The organism is Streptomyces sp. NPDC059850 (assembly GCF_042731515.1).
In the GTDB taxonomy this organism is placed as follows: Bacteria; Actinomycetota; Actinomycetes; order Streptomycetales; family Streptomycetaceae; genus Streptomyces.
This window is the reverse complement of sequence record NZ_JBHWJI010000028.1, coordinates 79,454-96,000: the sequence shown is the minus strand read 5'-3', so window position 1 is coordinate 96,000 and position 16,547 is coordinate 79,454. Positions and strand designations below refer to the sequence as shown.

The 16,547-nt window shown below is 73.3% G+C and carries 12 protein-coding genes, 1 pseudogene and 1 riboswitch; of the genes and pseudogenes, 5 read left to right on the top strand and 8 right to left on the bottom strand.

From position 1 onward, the window contains the following. The first annotated feature begins 39 nt into the window (after window positions 1-39). Both ACFV9T_RS23550 and ACFV9T_RS23545 read left to right on the top strand, forming a co-directional pair. Entirely contained in the window at window positions 40-1,092 is a 1,053-nt protein-coding gene (locus tag ACFV9T_RS23550; protein WP_385443516.1) for a LacI family DNA-binding transcriptional regulator, read from the top strand. After that, window positions 1,089-2,099 carry a LacI family DNA-binding transcriptional regulator gene (locus tag ACFV9T_RS23545; RefSeq protein WP_385443514.1) on the top strand — a complete coding sequence of 337 codons (1,011 nt, stop codon included), beginning with the start codon at window positions 1,089-1,091 and terminating at the stop codon, window positions 2,097-2,099. The genes ACFV9T_RS23550 and ACFV9T_RS23545 overlap by 4 nt, the downstream gene beginning before the upstream one ends. Before the next feature lie 31 nt (window positions 2,100-2,130). Here ACFV9T_RS23545 and ACFV9T_RS23540 read toward each other — a convergent pair. From ACFV9T_RS23540 to ACFV9T_RS23505, 8 genes and pseudogenes are all read right to left on the bottom strand, one after another. Next, window positions 2,131-3,195 (bottom strand): annotated as a pseudogene (locus ACFV9T_RS23540) (polysaccharide lyase family 1 protein); the annotation flags it as partial. A gap of 72 nt (window positions 3,196-3,267) precedes the next feature. After that, on the bottom strand, window positions 3,268-4,731 hold the full coding sequence (locus ACFV9T_RS23535) for a serine hydrolase domain-containing protein (protein WP_385443513.1): 1,464 nt from the start codon (window positions 4,729-4,731) through the stop codon (window positions 3,268-3,270). A gap of 110 nt (window positions 4,732-4,841) precedes the next feature. Further along, a complete protein-coding gene (locus tag ACFV9T_RS23530; protein ID WP_385443511.1) occupies window positions 4,842-6,518 on the bottom strand; it encodes an APC family permease in 1,677 nt (558 codons plus the stop codon). A gap of 70 nt (window positions 6,519-6,588) precedes the next feature. Beyond that, window positions 6,589-7,995, bottom strand: a complete 1,407-nt coding sequence (locus ACFV9T_RS23525) for a purine-cytosine permease family protein (RefSeq protein WP_385443509.1) — start codon at window positions 7,993-7,995, stop codon at window positions 6,589-6,591. Next, a riboswitch (TPP riboswitch) is annotated at window positions 7,987-8,082 on the bottom strand. (Overlaps the previous gene by 9 nt.) Window positions 8,083-8,148: 66 nt before the next feature. Beyond that, window positions 8,149-9,015 carry a triphosphoribosyl-dephospho-CoA synthase gene (locus tag ACFV9T_RS23520; protein WP_385443506.1) on the bottom strand — a complete coding sequence of 289 codons (867 nt, stop codon included), beginning with the start codon at window positions 9,013-9,015 and terminating at the stop codon, window positions 8,149-8,151. A 69-nt stretch (window positions 9,016-9,084) separates the two neighbouring features. Beyond that, on the bottom strand, window positions 9,085-10,806 hold the full coding sequence (locus ACFV9T_RS23515) for an IlvD/Edd family dehydratase (protein WP_385443505.1): 1,722 nt from the start codon (window positions 10,804-10,806) through the stop codon (window positions 9,085-9,087). Between the two features lie 60 nt (window positions 10,807-10,866). Then, the gene (locus tag ACFV9T_RS23510; RefSeq protein WP_385443504.1) at window positions 10,867-11,526 is read right to left on the bottom strand and encodes a response regulator; all 660 of its coding nucleotides are present in this window, start codon (window positions 11,524-11,526) and stop codon (window positions 10,867-10,869) included. After that, window positions 11,514-12,821, bottom strand: a complete 1,308-nt coding sequence (locus tag ACFV9T_RS23505) for a sensor histidine kinase (RefSeq protein WP_385443502.1) — start codon at window positions 12,819-12,821, stop codon at window positions 11,514-11,516. Before ACFV9T_RS23505 ends, ACFV9T_RS23510 begins: the two co-directional genes overlap by 13 nt. A 171-nt stretch (window positions 12,822-12,992) precedes the next feature. Between ACFV9T_RS23505 and ACFV9T_RS23500 the strand changes: the two genes are divergently transcribed. From ACFV9T_RS23500 to ACFV9T_RS23490, 3 genes are read left to right on the top strand one after another with little or no spacing between them, the layout of a single operon-like run. Beyond that, a complete protein-coding gene (locus tag ACFV9T_RS23500; protein ID WP_385443499.1) occupies window positions 12,993-13,235 on the top strand; it encodes a hypothetical protein in 243 nt (80 codons plus the stop codon). Next, window positions 13,232-13,996 (top strand): ABC transporter ATP-binding protein, encoded by a 765-nt coding sequence (locus ACFV9T_RS23495; RefSeq protein ID WP_385443498.1) that lies wholly within the window; start codon window positions 13,232-13,234, stop codon window positions 13,994-13,996. The genes ACFV9T_RS23500 and ACFV9T_RS23495 overlap by 4 nt, the downstream gene beginning before the upstream one ends. Before the next feature lie 2 nt (window positions 13,997-13,998). After that, window positions 13,999-16,539, top strand: coding sequence for an FtsX-like permease family protein (locus tag ACFV9T_RS23490; protein ID WP_385443496.1), 2,541 nt, complete (start codon window positions 13,999-14,001; stop codon window positions 16,537-16,539). Window positions 16,540-16,547 lie beyond the last annotated feature (8 nt).

Sequence of the window (16,547 nt, the reverse complement as noted above, 5' to 3'; positions counted from 1 at the left end):
GAGCAGTGCGGTCGCGGTGCCCTGCGGGAGGGAATCAGCATGTCAACGCGTGCGACGATGGCGGAAGTCGCGAAGGCCGCGGGTGTATCGGTCTCCACGGTGTCCCGGGTACTCGCCGACAAGCCGGATATCTCGGAGGAGACCCGGGACCGCGTCACCCAGGCGGCGCGGGCGACGGGATATGTGCTCCGCGCGGAGCGCCGCCGGCAACTCGGCGGCATTCTCGACCTGCTGGTCGAAGAGGCCGCCACGCCCTGGGCGGCGGAACTCGTCGACGGGGCGCAGCGCGCGGCGTTCGGGCTCGGATACACCCTGGCACTCACGCCCGTGGGACATCCGCGCTTCCGTATCGGCGACTGGATCGACGGCCGCCGGGCGCGGCCGTCGGACGGCATCCTGCTGGCCCTGACCCGGCCCGGCCACGACGAGATCGCCGCGCTGGCGGAGCTGCCGGTGCCGCTGGTCGCCCTCGACGCGATCGGTGTGCAGGGGTCCGCTGTCCCGACGGTCGGGGCGACGAACTGGTCGGGCGGCGCGGCGGCCACCCGCCATCTCCTCGAACTGGGCCACCGGCGAGTGGGTTTCGTCGGCGGGCCCTCCGAATCCCCGTGCACCAGGGAGCGGTACGAGGGCTACCTCGCCGCACACCGCGAGTTCTCCCTCGCCCCCGATCCGGCCCTGACCCGGTACGGCGAACTCCGCGTCACCGCCGGGGCGGAGGGCACCGCGACCCTGCTCGCTCTGGCCGCCCCGCCGACCGCCGTCTTCGCCGGGTCCGACGCGCTGGCGGCCGGGGCGTACCAGACGGCGCGGGCGCGCGGGCTGCGGGTGCCGGAGGAGCTGTCGGTGGTCGGGTTCGACGACACGGCGGTGTGCGCGATGCTGACGCCGCCGCTCACCACGGTCCGTCAGCCGCTCGCCGAGATGGCCGCCGAGGCGGTGCGGCTCATCGACCAGGAGCAGGCGCGGCGCGGTTCGACGGCCGGGCGCGGCGTCGAGCTGGCGACCTCGCTCGTGGTGCGGCAGAGCACCGCTCCCCGCCCGGCTCATCAGGACTGCCCGGCTCAACAGGACTGGAGGAAGCAGCGATGACCGTACCATCCGCAGTGCGCCCCACGGTGCGCATGACGACGGTGGCGGAAGCCGCGAACGTCTCACAGAGCGTGGTGTCCAAGGTCCTCAACGAACGGCCCGGGGTGTCGGCCGAGGTGCGGCGGCGCGTCCTCGACGCGGTGCGGGCCACCGGATACCAGTGGCGCCCGCGCGGACCGCGCCACGGATCGGTCGAGGTGGTGTTCGGCTGTGCGAGCAGTGCCGTCAACGCACCCCTCATCCGTGGCCTTTCCACCGTGCTGCGCTCCCTGGGGTACGCGCTCACGGTGAGCCATTCCGAGGGCGACACGGGCTGGCTCGACGCCCTGGTCGCCCGCCGCCCCAGCGGTGTCGTGCTCGTCCTCTCCCCCGTCCCGCAGATCGTCACGGAACGGCTGGCGCACGCCCGTATCCCGGTGGTCGTGCTCGACACCATCGGCGACGCGCCCTCCGGGATGAACGCCATCGGGGCCACCCAGTGGCGGGGCGGGGCGATGGCCGCCCGTCATCTCACCGGGCTCGGCCACGAGCGGATCGCGCTGGTCTCCGGGCCCATGGAACTGACCTGCTGCCGGGCACGCTTCGGCGGATATCTGGCCGCGCTGCGGGACGCGGGGATCCGCCCGGACCGCGCACTGATCCGGTCGGTGGCCTTCCAGAGCGAGCCCGCCCGGCGCGCCGCCCACGCCCTCCTGGATCTGTGGCAACCCCCGACGGCCTTCGTCACCGGCAACGACCTCCAGGGGCTCGGCGCCATCGAGGCGTGTGCCGAACGCGGGCTGCGCGTCCCCGGCGATGTCTCCGTCGTCGGGTTCGATGACATCGACGCCGCCGGGTCCGCCGCGCCCGCGCTGACCACGGTGCGTCAGCCCTTCGAGGACATGGCGGCCGAGACCATCCGGGTGCTCGGCGCCGTCACGGGTGAGCCGGACCGGGCCCCGATCCGGCTCGACATGTCGGTCGACCTCGTCATCCGGAAATCCACGGGCCCGGCCCGGGAGGGCTGACACCGGCTCGTTACCGCGCCGGGGTACCGCCAGGTCCGGATCCGGACTTCACGACCGACGGCACCTTGGCGGCGGGGTCGAGGGTGTAGGCGTAGTACGCCTTGGGGTCGAAGGCGGTGCCGCCGCTCTCGTTGCGGCCGCTGGTGCCGACGAACATGTTGCCGCGCTGGACGATCGAGGCGGTGGCGTCCTTGGTGACGGGGTTCTTCATCCCCTCGAAGTAGCTGTTCTCCAGCACCATCTTGGTGTTGCCGCGCGAGTAGTTGCCGTAGGAGGAGGCGATGTCCGTGTTCGGGTCGTCCTGCAGGTAGTTGTTGTACAGGTGCGCGTGCGCGATGTTGTCGGCGGACGGGTTGCGCTGCTCGGTCTCCCGGAACCAGTTGTGGTGGATGGTGATGTCGGCCGTGGTGTTCTCCGTCCAGCCGATGCCGAACGCCTTGTTGTGCGTTTGCAGCCGGTTCCAGGAGACCGTGAGGTAGGTGGTGTCCTTGCGGCTGTCGATCAGGCCATCGGCCATGTGCTTCAGATCGTTGTGATCGATCCACACATGGTGGGCGCCGTCCATCTGGATGGCGTCGAAGTCGTGCTCCTTGTCGTTCCACGTGCCCATGTACGAGTCGCGGATCGTCAGGTTGCGGATGATGACGTTGTGCACGCCCTGCCCGAGGAAGAAGCCGCCGCCGACGATCTCGCCCACACTCCCCTGGCCCACGATCGTCTTGTCCGAGGCGACCTTGATCTCCTTGCCCTTGGGATCCATGGTGATCGCCCCGGCCACCACGATGACGTACGGCTCGGCGGCCGTCGCGTACTTCTCCAGATCGGCCAGGGTCCGCACCGTCACGGTCTTGCCGTCACGGCCTCCGTACGTTCCGTTCTGGCCGAGCGCGTTGACCGACGCGAACCCGTCGGCGACGCCATCGGCCCACGCCGTGGTCGCCGCCGCGGCCACCGGGCTCGTATCCGCCGGGGAGCCGGAGCCGGGTCCCTGGGGGGCGAGACCGACCGTCAGGGCCACTGCCAGCGGCACCGCCCACACCACCGCACCCGTTCCGCGCCCGCCGTTTCCTCGTATGTGCCGCCACTGGGCCGCCATGACCACACCACTCCTCAGCTCGGTGGAACCGTCCATGCGACAGTCGCCACCGAGCCGCCATTGGTTGCCGGGTCACCCCCGGGCGCGGCGGGGCACTCCCATCGCAGGGAGCAGCGCCGAGTGCAGCGGCGTCGTGCGCCACCGCGCGGTGAAGGTCCGGTCGGCCCGCGAGCAGGTCACGTCGAGGTGGTGCGGGGTCTCCAGGAACGCGATGTCGGCCACGAAGGTGTCCGGATCGGTCCAGCCGCCGCTCGCCGCCGTGGGGACCCGCCCGTCCGTGCCCTCCTCGACCGTCCACTCCGGGGTGAGCCGCACATCGAGCCGGGACACGCCCTCCGCCAAGGAGAGGGTCCAGGCGCCGTCGCCGTCGGCGGCGACCGTCACCTCCGCCAGCGTGGGCTGGTCCGCGCAGGTGCCGCCCGCCGGGGTGAAGGTCGTGGCCCCGGCCACCGATGAGGCTTCCGAGCTGAACTTCTCGTACGACGGCGGCAGTTGGAGCCCGTCGAGCCGCCGCCGCAGCGCCGCGTCCTCGTCCTCGCGGCCGTCGAGCGGCGCCGGACCGAACGCCGGGAGCAGGTGGCGCCATACGAGGTCCAGCACCGCCTGCATCTCCACGGTGTCCGCGGTCATGGCGATCACCGCGTCGTATTCGGGCAGCACCAGGCAGAACTGCCCGTACGCCCCGTCGCCCCGGTAGCCGTGGCGGGACCGCCAGAACTGGAACCCGTATCCCTGCTGCCAGTCGGACAGCGCGCCCTCGGCGGTGCCGTCCGCGTTGGTGATGTGCGCCCGGGTCGCCTCGGCCACCCAGGAGGCGGGCAGCAGCTGGCGGCCCTCCCAGACCCCGTTGCCGAGGTAGAGCAGGCCAAGACGGGCGAGGGCGTCCGTGGTGGCGAACATGCCGCTGAACCCGAGATCGCGGCCGGGCGGGCGCTGGATCCAGGCCGTCTCGGCGATCCCCAGCGGGTCGAACAGCCGTGGCCGCAAGTAGTCGATGAGCGACTGCCCGGTCACCCGCTGGACGATCGCGGCGAGGCTGTACGTGGCGGGCTGGTTGTAGGCGAAGACGGTACCGGGGTCGCGGTCGGGCGGGGTCAGCAGGAACCCGCGCACGGGCTCGTCCGGGTCACGGGAGAACGCCTGCTCCCGGGTCTCGGCCAGATGCCCGCTGGCCATGGACGCCACATGCCGGACGAGCATGGCACGGCTGCGCGGGTCGGTGATGTCGCCGTCGAACTCGGGGAAGTGGGAGAGCACCGTGTCGTCGAGGCTCATCAGCCCCTCGGCCACCGCGAATCCGGCCGCCGTCGAGGTGAAACTCTTGCTGATCGAGTACAGCAGATGCGGCCGGTCCGGACTGTACGGCGCCCACCAGCCGGAGGCGGCCACATGGCCGTGGCGCACGATCATCAGGCTGTGCGGCTCGATGCCGGGCGCCGCCTCCAGCGCGTCCACGAACGCGCCGACGCCGCGCGCGTCCACTCCCTGCGCGGCGGGTGTGCTCTCGGACAGGGGTCGCGCACTCCGAGCACTCATCGCGTCTCATCCTCCGTATGCGGTGGGTCGTACACGGCCGGTGGTGCTGCGATCATCCGACGAAGCAGCACCACCACGCCAGGCGATTTCCGGCAGCGCGCAGCGGGACCTCAGACCGGCGGGGCCGAGGGTGCCGCCTCGGCAGGCCCCGACCTGAGGTGGGCGGCGCCCGAGCGCACCGCCCACGCGAACACGCCGAACGCGAGGGCGCCCACCGCGATCGTGTCGTACGGCGCCGGAAGATGGCCGGAACCGCCGAAGGTGCCGAGCCATGACAGCAGGGTCAGCGCGGCCAGGTGGAAGACCAGCCAGGCGCCGTGCCGCAGCTCGCCAAGGGCGGGGAGTCCTTCGGTGCCACGCCGCTGGAGCAGGAACAGCGGGACCCCGACCAGCACGAGGGGCAGCGCGAGCCGCAGATCGTGCCAGCCGGACCAGAACACGAACTCGCTGGCCACCACGAAGCTGAGCGGGGCGATCCAGCGCACCCCCGGCACCTGCCCGTCCATCCGGGGCACTCCCCGCTCCCGGTCGTGGGCCCGGAACACCGCGACGGCCACCGCAGAGGCCCCGTAGATGAGCAGATACATATCGCCCATCACGCTCACGATGTCCTGCCAGCCACCGAACGGCAGCATGAAGACGACGATGACCGCGAGGTTGAACAGCAGCGCCCGGTGTGCCACGCCGGAGCCGGGGTCGATGCGCATGAAGAAGCGGGGCAGCAGGCCGTTCTTGGCCAGGGCGTAGGTGTGCCGGGCGTTGACCGCCACCCCGACGTAGGCGGAGCCGCCCGGAGAGATCACGGCGTCCGCGTAGAGCAGCGTGGCCAGCCAGTGCAGATTGAGGATGAGGGCGAGCTGCCCGAACGGCGACTCGAAGTTGACGCCCTGCCAGCCGTGGGCCAGTGCCGAGTCCGGCACGGTGTACAGGAACGCCAACTGGAGCCCGAGGTAGACCAGCACCGCGAGGCCGATCCCGGTGAGCACCGCGGCCGGTACGGAACGGCGCGGATTGCGGGCCTCACCGGAGAAGTCCAGCGGGGCCTGGAACCCGTTGACGGAGTACACGATGCCGCCACCGGCGAGGGCGGTGAGGCAGGCCGCGTAGCCGTACGGGGCGAAGCCGCCGTGTTCCGTGAGGCGCCCGGAGTGGGTGCCCGACAGGAACAGCGCGATGATGGTGACCACGGGCACGACGACCTTGAACACCGACACCAGGTTGTTGAGCCGGGCGAATATCCTCACCGCGAACCAGTTGAGCGCGGTGAGCACGACGCTCAGCACGACGGCCACGCCGAGGCCCGGGAGGGTGAGCCTGCCGCCGTCGTAGATCCCCGGCAGATAGTGCGCGGCGTACTGCATGATCGCGCTGATCTCGGCGGCCGTACCGCCGACGGACAGCACGACGGACCAGCCGACCATCGTGCCGACCAGCCGCCCGCTCGCGTACAGCGGCCACCGCACGGTGCCGCCACCCTCCGGGCGGGTGGCGCCCAGCTCCACCATGACCAGCGCGATCAGGGCGCACAGCGCTCCCGCCGCGATCCAGGAGAGCAGCGCGGCGGGCCCGGCGGTCTGGGCGGCGTACAGGGCCGCGAACAGCCAGCCGGAGCCGAGGATGTTGGAGAACCCGATCGCGGTCAGGCCCCAGAAGCCGAGGTCCTTGTGGAGTCTGCGTTCCTCGGCGAGCACCGCCGGGGCGGCGATGGACTCCGCTGGCTGGTTCTGCGGCACGTGGCACTTCTCCTCGGTGGTGCGGTTGGTCGAAAAGCCCAGGGTGCCACGCATACCGTGGGACTCGGTGGCCGGATGCCGTGTGACGTGCGGATATGGGCCGCTTTCGCCGACGAAGCGCGCCTCAGCGAACCGTACGGCGGCGCATCCTGAGCGGGGTGTAGACGAGGAGCGCCGCGAGGAAGGCGGCGTAGTACGCGAGGTCGGCGCCGTGCAGCGCGGCCGCCACCGGGCCGGTGTACAGGCTGGTGTCCATGAACGGCACCGCGGCGGCGAACGCGGTGCCGAACGCCAGCAGTGCGGGCCACCACGGCTGCGGGCGGGCGCTCTCGGCGGCCAGGTCGACGGGCGCGCCGCCACGGGCGCGGGCACGGACGAACCAGTCGACGGCCACGACCGCGACGAATCCGGGGATCCAGTAGCCGACGAACAACAGCACGTTCTGGAAGCGGGCGGTGGTGTCGGCGGCGTGCATCCACAGCACCAGCGGAAAGCCGAGCACGGCCGCGAGGGCGGCGGCCAGCGGGCGGGGGATGCGGACGCCTGCGGTCTGCAGGGCGAGTGAGCCGCTGTAGTCGTTCATGGCGTTGCTGCACAGCGCGGCCAGCGCCACGGCCAGCAGCCCGAACGCGCCGAGCGCCCCGCCGCCCAGCGCCTCGTCCACGCCACGGGCGGTCTGGTCGGTGAAGACGGAGGCCCCCCACAGCCCGAGCGCCTGGACCGCCACGAAGGACACGGTGACACCGAGCAGCGTGCACCAGAACATCCGCGTCCGGGAGGTGGCGCGGGGCAGATAGCGGCTGAAGTCGCTGGCGTACGGCGCCCACGACAGCGCCAGGCTCAGGGCGATCGTGCTGGTCAGGACGAACGCGCCGAGGCGGTCGGCGCCATGGGCCGAGCCGCTGGTGGCGGGGTGGACACCGGCGAGCAGCTTGACGGCCAGGGCGGTGAACGCGGCGGCGAGGACGAAGGTCATCAGCTTCTGCATCCGGTGGACGGCCTCGTAGCCCAGCACTCCGAGGGCCCCCTGCGCGGCCATCATGAGCAGCACGCCGAGCCAGAACGGCAGCCCGCACAGCCGGGCCAGCGCGTCACCGCCGAACAGGCCGATCAGCGCGTCCCAGGCGATCGACGACAGCCACTGCAGGACACCGGGCACGCTGACGGCACGGCCGAACGCCAGCCGCGCCAGGGGCAGCTGCCCGGCTCCGGTCAGACTGCCCCAGGTGCCCAGATACGCGGTGGGTACGGCGCCGATGAGGGTGCCCAGGACGACGGCGGCCAGCGCGGTGGCGAAGTCCAGGCCGAGGCCGATGCCGACGGTGCCGGTGAACACGCCGGTCATGGTCAGGTTCGGGGCGAACCACACGGTGAACAGGCGCCCCGGCCCGCCGTAGCGGTGGCTTTCCGGAACCGGCGCGATACCGCGCGCCTCGACGCGCAGATCGCCGGGCGCGGTGGGCATCCGCCCGTCGAAGACGGATTCGGCGCCGGTGGGCGCCGGTTCGGTGGCAGCATGCGGCAATGGCATCGATGACATCCCTCCGCCAGTGCTAACTGGTTCAGGTTCGACGGGTGTGATCTCAGCCCCCGCGTGGGGGCACCCCGTGTCCGGTGGAGCGGGCCCACCCTAACCTCTCGCCACGTGGCCCCGCCCCAGGGGGTGTGGGCCGCCACCGGGCAGCTAGCGGGCCACTGGCGGGAGCGCGTCCAGGAACAGCGCCCCCGCCAGCACCGCTGCGCTTCCCCGGGGCGCGATGCCCGCCCCGCGCAGCTCGGCGTCGAGGGTGGCGAGGGCGGCGGCGCCCGGGGCCGTCGCGGTGCCGCCCGCCTCCAGCACCCCGCGCGCCCCGTCCTGCACCCGGCGGAGGGCGGGCGGCCCCGCCTGGTACAGCGGCCCGGTGTCCTGGAGGGTGCTCATCACGGTGAGCAGCGCGTCGAGCCGGGCCTCGGTCTCGGTGGCGCCCGCCGCACGGGTCCGGGACAGGACGTCCAGGGCGCGGCGCACATGCGGGAAGGCGGCCCGCGCCTCGCCGCGCGCGCCCGCCGCCCCGTAGGTGGCGGACACCTGCGAGCCCGCCGACGGCCTGCGCGGGGCGCCCCGGTCGGTGTGGGTCGCGAGCTGCCGGGCGGTGGCGGTCACGTCGTGGGGTGTGGCGCCGGGGGTCAGGGCGGCGGCCGCCACCAGCAGCCCCAGGACCCACAGCGCCCCATGGTGCAGTCGACCGGTGGCCGAACCGGTGGGGCCACCGGCCGTGCCGCCATCGGCCCGCGCCATGGTCCACTCGGCGCAGCGGCCGATGGCGCCCAGCTCCTCACGGAGCGCGCGCGTCGGCTCGCCGGGGCGGCGGGCGGCGGCGGCCATGGCCGTGAACCCGGGCGCCAGCGCCTTGGCCGCCCAGCGCAGCGCGAGCAGATCGGCGCCGGTGGCGCGGGCCTGGAGGTCGCGGGTGTCCGCGAGGCCCGGTTTGGGGGTCAGTTCCGCCTGGGAGATCAGGGCTCGTACGGCGGTCTGCGCCAGTGCCTCGTCCATGGAACGCGTCGTGGGCATGGACAGAGGCTAGAGGGCGAACCTTTCCGGAACGTGGGATGTTCCTGTGACCCCGCTGTGGGCATCACCTCAGTGCGATTCGCGGGCGACGAACGATCCGCGGGTGCCGCTGAGGAAGTCCAGTCCGGCGCCACGGTCGGCCTGTTCGACGTGGTCGCGGTAGATCTGCTCCCAGCCGCTGGTGGCCGGTGGCGCGGCGGCGGTGACCGGTTGCCGGGCGGCGAGTTCCTCGTCCGGTACGTCCAGCCGCAGCACCCGCCGCTCGGTGTCCAGCTCGATCCAGTCGCCGGACCGCACAAGGCCCAGCGGGCCGCCCGCCGCCGACTCGGGCGCGATGTGCAGGACGACGGTGCCGAACGCGGTTCCGCTCATGCGGGCGTCGCTGATCCGCACCATGTCCCGCACTCCGGCCCGCAGCAGCGCGGGCGGCAGGGGCATGTTCCCCACCTCGGGCATGCCGGGGTAGCCGCGTGGCCCGCAGCCGCGCAGGACCAGCACATCGGACGCGTCGACCTCCAGGTCCGGGTCGTCTATCCGGGTACGGAAGTCCTCGATGCCGTCGAACACCACGGCGCGGCCCCGGTGGCGCAGCAGCTCCGGTGTCGCGGCGGCGGGTTTGATGACGGCTCCGTCGGGACAGAGGTTGCCGCGCAGCACGGCGAGCCCGGCATGGTGGGCGATCGGGTCCTGTGCGGTGCGGATGACGGTGAGATCGGCGCTGGAGTGGCCGGACACCTGCTCGGTGAGGGGGCGGCCGGAGACGGTGAGGGCCGGTTCCAGGTGGTCCTTGATCTCGCCGAGGACGGCGTCCAGGCCACCGGCGCGGTGGAAGTCCTCCATGAGGTGCGAGCCCGCGGGCTGCACGTCGGCGAGCAGGGGGATGCCACGGCCCGCGCGGTCGATATCGTCCAGTGCGAAGTCCGCCCCGACCCGCCGGGCGAGCGCCAGCAGATGGACGACCGCGTTGGTCGAGCCGCCGATGGCGGCCACCGCGCGCACCGCGTTCCGCAGTGCCTCCGCCGTCAGGATGGCGCTGGGCCGCAGATCCTCGCGCACCATGTCGACGATGCGGTTGCCCGCCGCGTGGGACAGCTCCAGCAGACGGCTGTCGGGGGCCGGGAGACCCGCGTTGCCGGGCAGGGTCATGCCCAGCGCCTCGGCGGCACACGCCATCGTGGACGCCGTGCCCATGGTGTTGCAGTGTCCCCGGCTGCGGATCATCGCCGACTCGGCCCGGCGCAGCTCCGAGCGCTCCATCCGCCCGGCCCGCACCTCCTCGCTCAGCTCCCACACCCCGGTGCCGCAGCCCAGCGGGCGCCCCTGCCACGAGCCGTTCAGCATGGGGCCGCCGGTGACCATCAGGGTGGGCAGGTCGACCGACGCGGCGCCCAGCAGCAGGGACGGTACGGTCTTGTCGCAGCCGCCGAGCAGGATCACCCCGTCGACGGGGTTGGCCCGGATGAGTTCCTCGGTCACCATCGCGGCCAGGTCGCGGAAGAACATCGCGGTCGGGCGCAGCAGGGTCTCCCCGAGCGAGGGCACCGGAAGCTCCAGCGGCACCCCGCCGGACTCCCACACGCCCCGTTTCACATGGTCGGCGATCTCACGGAAGTGGCTGTTGCAGGGCGTGAGTTCGGACCAGGTGTTGCAGATGACGATCTGCGGGCGTCCGTCGAAGGCGTGGTCGGGGAGACCTCGCCGCATCCAGGCGCGGTGGATGAACGCGTCGCGGGTCTCACCCTCGTACCACTGCCGCGACCGGTGCGTGTCACTCGGCTGCGTGCCACTCATACGAACCTTCCGATCTCTTCGACGGCCGTCGGAGGGAACGCTGCCCACAACACGCGGTCGTCAGACGCGGCGGTGGGCGTCCTCCAGGTAGTGCAGCACGGCGGCCACGCGCCGGTCGGTGCGGTCGGTGGGGGCCAGCCCGAGCTTGGCGAAGATGTTACGGATGTGCTTGTGGACGGCGCCCTCGGTGACGACGAGCCGCTCGGCGACGGCCGTGTTGCCGAGCCCTTCGGCCATCAGGGCCAGGACGTCGCGTTCGCGCGGGCTGAGCCGGTCCAGCCGGGTGTCGGGCCGGGTGCGGGCGAAGAGCTGCGCGACGACCTCGGGATCGATGGCGGTGCCGCCGTCCGCCACCCGGTGCAGCGCGGTCAGGAACTCCTCGACGCGGCCGACCCGTTCCTTGAGCAGATAGCCGAGCCGGGCGCTGCCCTCGGCGAGCAGATCGGTGGCGAAGGCCTGCTCGACGTAGGCGGACAGCACGAGGACGGCCAGGTCAGGGCGGCGGCGCCGGGCCTCCACGGCCGCGACGATGCCCTCGTCGGTGTGGGTCGGCGGCATCCGGACGTCCACGATGGCGACATCGGGGGCGTGGGCCTCGACGGCCTTCAGGAAGCCGTCGGGGGTGCCGGTGGCGGCCACGACGTCGAGCGCTTCCGCGCGCAGCAGCAGGGCGAGCCCTTCGCGCAGCAGCGGATCGTCCTCGGCGATCACAATCCGCATGGCAGGTCTACCTCCAGGGTCGTGGGCCCACCGGGTGGGCTGGTGAGGACGAGTGTCCCGTCGTGTGCTTCGGTGCGGCGGCGGATGCCGACGAGCCCGGAGCCGCCGTGCTCGTCCGCTCCCCCGAGGCCGTCGTCGGTGACGCACAGGCGCAGTCGGCCGTCGTGGCGGCGGACGGTGATAGTGGCGTTGTGGGCGTGGCTGTGCCGGGCCACGTTGGTGAGCGCCTCGGCGGCCACGAAGTAGGCGGTGGCCTCGACGGACGCGGCGCACCGGCCGGGTACGTCGGCGTCGATCCGGCAGGGCACCGGGGAGTCGGCGGCCAGGCCGGTGAGCGCGTCGGTCAGGCTCCGGTCGGCCAGCACGGGCGGCAGGATGCTGCGGACGACGCCGCGGAGTTCGGCGAGGGCCTGCTCGGCGGCGCTCTGGGCCTGTTCGAGGATGGCGTCGGCGCGGGACGGGTCGCGGGCCACGGCGCGGCGGGCCGCGCCGAGCAGGACGGTGACGGCGACCATGCGGTTCTGCGTCCCGTCGTGCAGCGACCGCTCGATCCGCCGCAGTTCGGTGGCGTGCGCGTCCAGCGCGGCGGCCCGGGTGGCCGTGAGCTGGGCGACGCGCAGGGTGAGGTCGGTGCCCGGGGCGGCCGGGAGCAACCGGCGCCCCGGCCAGGCCTGGAGCCACGCCATGCCCGGTGCCACACCCGCGATGACGGCGATCCAGCCGAGGCCCAGCAGGCAGACCGCGAAGGCGCCGGGCCAGTCGTGCACGGTCCACAGCGGCACGGGGGACGGGGAGGCGTCCTCCGGTGGCACCAGCCGCCACCACAGCGGGAACGTGGCGTCGGTGACCGCGGAGAACGGCAGCGTGAGGCCGGTGAGCGCGAGCGACAGTCCGGCGGTGGCGTGGCAGACCAGCCAGCGCGCCTCCCGCCGGACGACGGGGTCCGCGACGGCGGCCCACAGCCGCTGCGGGCCCGGCTCGGGGGCGATGATGTCCGGGCCCCACCGGGACAGCCGGGCGCGCTCCCGGTTGGCCACGGCACGCAGCCCGCGCAGGGTGACGGGCACCAGCGGCAGCCCCACCCCGACGAGGCACGCGAGGGCGGTGGCGGTCAGCCACACCAGCATGACCAGGGCCAGCATCGCGGTGGCGAGACCGCCCGCGAGCTGGTCGAAGGCGTCCAGAACGGTCCGGCCACGGGCGAACACGTCCCACGGGCGGGTGGGCCCGGGGGCATCAGCCCGCGTGGGGTCGGGCCCCGTGGCGTCGGCCCGCGTGGCCCTGTGCGTGTCCATCCCCACCTCCTGGACCTGGACGATAAGGCACTCCGCGAGCCGCCGTCACCTCGTCCCGGGGAGAGGTACAGCCTGCTGTACCCCGGGTCTCCCGCTGGCCGGATCGCCGGTGGCGGCGGCGGTTCGTAGCGTCGGTGTGTGCCCAACGCCCCGACGTACGAGGAGCTTTACGTGACGGACCCCTACCGCGGTTTCGCGGCCCCGGAGCCACTACGGCCGGAACCCGGGCGGGACGGGGCCGGGTTCGTCCGTCCCGTGCTGTGGCTGCTGCTGGTGGTGTTCGCGGTCGCCAACATGGTGACGTCGTCCATCGGGGGCCTCAGTGTGTTCGTCGGCATCGGCTTCGGCCTGGCCACCCTGGCGTGCGCCGTCGCACTCGTCGCCCACCACCGCCGACAGCGGCGGCGGTCATGAGCCTCAACCGCACCCAGAACCAGGAGTACTTGATGCACCGTCCCGCACCGGCGGTGGAGCTGGCCGGGGTCAGCAAGACGTACCCCGGCGGTGTCCGCGCCCTGGACGAGGTGTCGCTGACCGTGGAACGCGGCACGTTCGTCGCCGTGATGGGGCCCTCGGGCTCCGGCAAGAGCACCCTGATGCACTGCGCCGCCGGTCTCGACTCGCCGACCGATGGACGTGCCTTCATCGACGGTACGGAGATCGGCGGGCTGGACGAGGCCCGCCGCACCGAGCTGCGCCGACGCTCCGTGGGCTTCGTCTTCCAGTCCTACAACCTGGTGCCGTCGCTGACCATCGAGGACAACATCATGCTGCCGCTGCGACTGGCCGGTGAGAAACCCGACCGGGCGTGGGTGAGCGAGCTGATCGAGCGGGTCGGCATCGCGGACCGGCTCGCACACCGCGCGGCCGAACTCTCCGGCGGTCAGCAGCAACGTGCCACGATCGCACGGGCGTTGGTGTCCCGGCCCGCCGTGGTGTTCGCCGACGAGCCGACGGGCGCGCTGGATCTGCGGACCGCCCGTGAGGTGCTCGCGCTGCTGCGCGACCTGGTGGACGGCCTCGGCCAGACGGTGGTCATGGTCACCCACGACCCGGCCGCCGCCGCGCGGGCGGACCTGGCGATGGTCATGGCCGACGGGCGGGTCGTGGAGACGCTGAAGGCGCCCACCGCGGCCGAGCTGGCCCACTGCGTGACCACGCTGGAAACGGAGTGACGATGCTGTACCTCGCGTGGCACATGGTGCGCCGCAGGATCGCCGCGCTGCTGGCCGTCACGTGCGCGACGCTGGGCGGCGCGGCGATGATCACCGGTATCGGTGTGCTGGCCGAGTCGGGATGGCGTTCGCACGCGCCGGTGGAACGGCTCGCCGGTGCCGATGTCGTCGTGTCCGGCCGCCAGACCTTCCGCCCGGACGGAGACCTGCCGATCGCGCTGCCGGAACGGGCCAGGGTGCCGGCCGGTCTCGTCGACCGGGTGGCGGAACTGCCCGGTGTGGCCGACGCGGTCGGCGACCGGAGCTTCCCCGCCGTGGTGGTCACCCGGGACGGCGGGCCCGTACCGGCGGACGATCCGGCGGCCACCGGACACGGATGGTCCTCGACCGCCCTGCTGGAGCGGGCCCGGATCACCGGCACGCCCCCGGCCGGTCCGTACGACGTGGCCCTGGACCGCCGTACCGCCGCGGCCGCGGGCGCACGGCCCGGCGACCGGGTCACGGTGGCCGCCGCCGGGCGCTCGGCCCGCTACCGGGTCGCGGCCGTGGTGGACACCTCCGAAAGCGGCCTCTGGTTCGCCGACGCCACGGCGGCGCGGCTGACCGGCTACGGCCCCCGCCCCGCCGCCGACTCCGTCGATCTGATCGCGGTACGTGCCGAACCGGGCGCCGGTGGCTCGGTCGCCACCGAGGTCCGCCGCCTGGTCGGGGAAGATGGGCTGACCGTGTCCACCGGGGTGGCCCGGGGTGACGCCGAGGCGCCCGGCACGGCCGCCGCCCGCTCCCTGCTGCCCCTGCTGGCGGGGTCGCTGGCCGGGATCACCCTGCTAGTCGTCGGATTCATCGTGGGCGGCGCGCTCTCGGTGTCGATCGCGGCCCAGCGGCGGGAACTCGCCCTGATGCGTGCCGTCGGCGCGACTCCGCGCCAGATCCGTCAGCTCGCCGGATCCCAGGCCGCCATCATCGCGGTCGTCGCGGCCCTGCCCGGTGCCGCCCTCGGCTATCCGCTGGCCGAACGGTTCCGCGAACTGCTGGTCTCGAACGGGATGCTGCCGGACGCGCTGCCGCTGACCTTCAGCCCGCTTCCGGCGGCCGCGGCCGTGCTGCTGCTGGTCGGCGTCGTGTGGGTGGCGGCCCGGTGCGCCGCGTGGCGTACGTCGCGCAGACCGGCCACCGAGGCGGTCGCCGAGTCGCGCAGCGAACCCCGTACCCCCTCGAAGGCGCGCGCCCAGGCCGGTCTGGCGATGATCGCCGTGGGCACCGGGGCCTCGGCCACTCCGCTGCTGGTCCGGTCGCAGGCCGGGGCGGCGGCCACCGCCGTGGCGGGTCTCGTCGCGGCGATCGGGCTCGCGCTGGCCGGTCCCGCCCTGGTCGGCGGCGTCGGGCGGCTGCTGGCGCGGAAGCTTCCCCCGAAGGCCTCGGCACCGACCTGGCTGGCCGTGGCCAACAGCCATGGCTACGCGCTGCGTTCCGCCGCGGCCATCAGCACCCTCGCGATGGCCGTGGTGTTCACGCTCACCTACACCCTGACCCAGACCACGGTGATGGCGGCCACCTCCGGTGACCTCCGCGACGCCACCCGCGCGCAGCTCGGGATGAGCGCGCCCGGGCTCGGCGGCGTGCCCGGCGATGTGGTTCCCGCGCTGCGGGACACTCCCGGCGTACGGGCGGCGGCCCCGGTCACCTCGACCACCGTCCTGTGGCCGTACCGGATGCTGGGGGAACCCGAGATCGAGAGCAGTTCCGCGCTGGTGCTGACCCCGCAGGCGCCGGACGTCCTCGACCTGGACGTACGCGATGGGAGCCTGGCGGGGCTCACCGGTGCCACCGTCGCCGTCTCCACCGACGCCGCCACATCGCGCGACGCTCCGGTGGGCAGCGAGGTGGAGCTGGTGCTCGGCGACGGCGCCCGGGTCACCGCCCGGGTGGTGGCCACGTACGCGCGCGGCCTCGGCTTCGGCCCCGTGGTGCTCTCCAGGGACCTGGCCGCCGGACACACCACGACGGGGCTCGACCAGAGCGTTCTGATCCGTACCGACGGCGGCGAGGAGGCCCGCCGCCAGGTCGCCGCGCTGGCCGCGGCGCGGCCGGGCCTGGCGCTGGACGACGACCGTTCCGGGCCGCGGCTCGGGGGTGTGGGCGGCACCGCGCCCGAGTTGTGGATCAATGTCGCGGTGCTCGCCGTGCTGCTCGGCTACCTGCTGCTGGGGATCGCCAACAAGCTGATCGCCACCACGACCCAGCGGCGCGGCGAACTCGCCACGCTCCGGCTGATCGGCGCCACACCGCGCCAGATCCGGGCGATGATGCGGCGCGAGGCGGGGCTGATGGCCGCCCTGGCGCTCGTCACCGGGCTGGTGCTGTCCGTCATCCCCCTGGCGCTGCTGTCGGCCGGTTTTCTGCACCGCCCGTGGCCCGCGGGTCCGCCGTGGCTGGCGCCGGTCGTCGCGGTGGTGGTGGCGGGCGTCGCGTTCCTCAGCGTCGAGTTGCCGACCCGTCAGGCGCTGCGCGCCCCGCCCGCGTACGGTCTCGCCCACGCCTGACAGGACAC

What these genes read in the sequence shown, in the direction of transcription:
- ACFV9T_RS23545 (WP_385443514.1), top strand. Translation starts at nt 1,089, where the DNA reads ATGACCGTACCATCCGCAGTGCGCCCCACGGTGCGCATGACGACGGTG.
- ACFV9T_RS23520 (WP_385443506.1), bottom strand. Translation starts at nt 9,015, where the DNA reads ATGCCCACGACGCGTTCCATGGACGAGGCACTGGCGCAGACCGCCGTA.
- ACFV9T_RS23530 (WP_385443511.1), bottom strand. Translation starts at nt 6,518, where the DNA reads ATGCGTGGCACCCTGGGCTTTTCGACCAACCGCACCACCGAGGAGAAG.
- ACFV9T_RS23510 (WP_385443504.1), bottom strand. Translation starts at nt 11,526, where the DNA reads ATGCGGATTGTGATCGCCGAGGACGATCCGCTGCTGCGCGAAGGGCTC.
- ACFV9T_RS23535 (WP_385443513.1), bottom strand. Translation starts at nt 4,731, where the DNA reads ATGAGTGCTCGGAGTGCGCGACCCCTGTCCGAGAGCACACCCGCCGCG.
- ACFV9T_RS23505 (WP_385443502.1), bottom strand. Translation starts at nt 12,821, where the DNA reads ATGGACACGCACAGGGCCACGCGGGCCGACGCCACGGGGCCCGACCCC.
- ACFV9T_RS23550 (WP_385443516.1), top strand. Translation starts at nt 40, where the DNA reads ATGTCAACGCGTGCGACGATGGCGGAAGTCGCGAAGGCCGCGGGTGTA.
- ACFV9T_RS23490 (WP_385443496.1), top strand. Translation starts at nt 13,999, where the DNA reads ATGCTGTACCTCGCGTGGCACATGGTGCGCCGCAGGATCGCCGCGCTG.
- ACFV9T_RS23495 (WP_385443498.1), top strand. Translation starts at nt 13,232, where the DNA reads ATGAGCCTCAACCGCACCCAGAACCAGGAGTACTTGATGCACCGTCCC.
- ACFV9T_RS23515 (WP_385443505.1), bottom strand. Translation starts at nt 10,806, where the DNA reads ATGAGTGGCACGCAGCCGAGTGACACGCACCGGTCGCGGCAGTGGTAC.
- ACFV9T_RS23525 (WP_385443509.1), bottom strand. Translation starts at nt 7,995, where the DNA reads ATGCCATTGCCGCATGCTGCCACCGAACCGGCGCCCACCGGCGCCGAA.